Source organism: Bacillus sp. P4_D3 (assembly GCF_056401855.1).
In genome coordinates this window covers 1-1861 of sequence record NZ_JBFUIN010000614.1, presented here as the reverse complement: position 1 = coordinate 1861, position 1861 = coordinate 1, and the positions used below count along the sequence as shown (strand labels likewise).

Genomic DNA, 1861 nt, shown 5'->3' with positions numbered 1-1861 from the left:
TTAAAGTGTAAGTTGAATGAGAAAGTATAATATATTTTCATAGTGGAGGACGCTATTAATGGAAGTACATGGAATGGTTTCAATATGGTTAGGGAATATGGAAACGCAAGATCAGTTAGATGTATATATGGAGGTTACATATGATGAAGAAGAAGGAGACTCTATACCAGCAAGGTTTTTTGTTGATTTTAATATTGATATGATTGATGTAGATGAGGATTTTATTGAAAAGGAAGTGTTAGAAGAAGCGAGTGATGATATTTCTGTGTTGTTAACGGGATGCTCATATGATGATAAAATACTTTCTCGAATTAAGGAAGAAGTTAAATTAAAGAAATCCTATAATTCTATCGTATTAATTTATAATTTTCAGGATGACAATGCCGTTAGTAATTTTGAAGGCTTTGATTTTGTAACTGCTACAAGCTATCTATAGTTGTGAGAAAATCATAGTAAGGTAAGGAAGAATAAAAAATGAATATGTATAGTTTTTCCAATAAATATTTGGTATGATCGTGAATGGGAAAAATATACATATTGTTAATGGTTAATAGAAGGGGGGATTGTATTGAAAAGAACACCTGAATGCGTATTAGGTTTAATTGGTGGTATTTTGGGAATTATAATTTCTATTATTTTAATAATTGTAGCCATTAATGTTATGGAAGGTTTTGATTACAAACTTTTGGCTTATTATTCTATTATTTTAACGGTTCAAATAGGGCTATTCATTTTATCATGTTTAGTAAACAAGGTTAATAATAAAGTTTATGGAGTTTGTATGATTGTGATTCCTATAGTTATGTTATTTATGTCATTATTCTTTTTACTTATTCCGACAATATTACAAATTATGTCTGGTTCATTTGCATTTAGAACATTAAAGTTAGACTCTAATTGATGAATATAGCTTAAGTGTAATTTTTAGAGTCTGTATATTCAGGAAATTAGATGTTTTCGTGTGCAGTTCAAATTAACATAAGGTACAAAGTTGTATGCATTAGGAGGAGAAACAAATGATTATTTGGTCAGGTTGGGGTTTTTTAGTCGCAATTATTGTAATTATTAATACTCTTTTGGGTAAGGTTTTCTTTGAATCTATAACGGGAGACGCTACATATTTTCAAGAACATAGTTGGCCAATGGCAGTAATGTTTATTATATCAGGGCTGATGTCTTGGTATTTAGGAAAATATATTAATAAACCAAGTGGGAAAATTTATATAGATGCCGAAACTGGTGAAAAAGTTATGTTTAACAAAAGGCACTCACTATTTTTTATAAAAATGGAATATTGGGGACCGATTCTAGGAGTTATTGCGATTATAACTTTAATTACAAGATAAAAATAGAGGATGAGTATAGTACGAATAATCTATTCAAGCAAAAGGAGAATTCATTCATGAACGCAAAGAAACTACTAGGGATAGCAGTTCCAGTCATGTTGTTATTTGGTTGTGGAGTTTCTGAGAAAACGAACACATCTAAACAGGAGAAAACAGAAGAGTCTAAAGTAAAAGAATCGAAGTCTAAGATTCAGAAGGAAAAAGTTTCGAAGGAAGACTATCCTAATAAAGTATATAAATTAGGGATAGAGTTTGATAAGTTGTTTGCCGAGCATAATAAAATAACAAGAGAGGTTTTTGACGGTAAGAAAAAGAAATCAGACCTAGTAGATAGTGTGAAAGAATTGAATGAAATGTTAGATAAATTTGAGTCGATAGATCCGCCGAAAGAGTATGTAAATCAACAAAAGGATTTTGAAAAAGCAATTAGTTATTTTAGAGAGTCTTTTTCTTTAATAAATGAAGTATTCACTCGAAAAGAAAAAAGAGAAAAAGGTGATAAGACTGATAAAGAG

At 29.8% G+C, this 1861-nt stretch carries 4 protein-coding genes; all 4 read left to right on the top strand.

Annotated elements, in window-relative coordinates:
• Positions 1–58 precede the first annotated feature (58 nt).
• Positions 59–436 (top strand): immunity 22 family protein, encoded by a 378-nt coding sequence (locus AC1DTM_RS24750; RefSeq protein WP_016105392.1) that lies wholly within the window; start codon positions 59–61, stop codon positions 434–436.
• 132 nt (positions 437–568) lie between these two features.
• Positions 569–901 carry a DUF4064 domain-containing protein gene (locus tag AC1DTM_RS24745; protein WP_016105391.1) on the top strand — a complete coding sequence of 111 codons (333 nt, stop codon included), beginning with the start codon at positions 569–571 and terminating at the stop codon, positions 899–901.
• A 115-nt stretch (positions 902–1016) separates the two neighbouring features.
• Complete coding sequence (locus AC1DTM_RS24740; protein ID WP_002110737.1) at positions 1017–1346, top strand: hypothetical protein; 330 nt, start codon at positions 1017–1019, stop codon at positions 1344–1346.
• Positions 1347–1402: 56 nt separating this feature from the next.
• Positions 1403–1861 (top strand): DUF7018 domain-containing (lipo)protein (locus AC1DTM_RS24735; protein WP_477001124.1); only part of this gene is annotated, 459 nt, incomplete at its 3' end.

Bases quoted from the DNA above. Each gene is read 5' to 3' on its own strand.
- AC1DTM_RS24750 (WP_016105392.1), top strand. From the start codon at position 59: ATGGAAGTACATGGAATGGTTTCAATATGGTTAGGGAATATGGAAACG.
- AC1DTM_RS24740 (WP_002110737.1), top strand. From the start codon at position 1,017: ATGATTATTTGGTCAGGTTGGGGTTTTTTAGTCGCAATTATTGTAATT.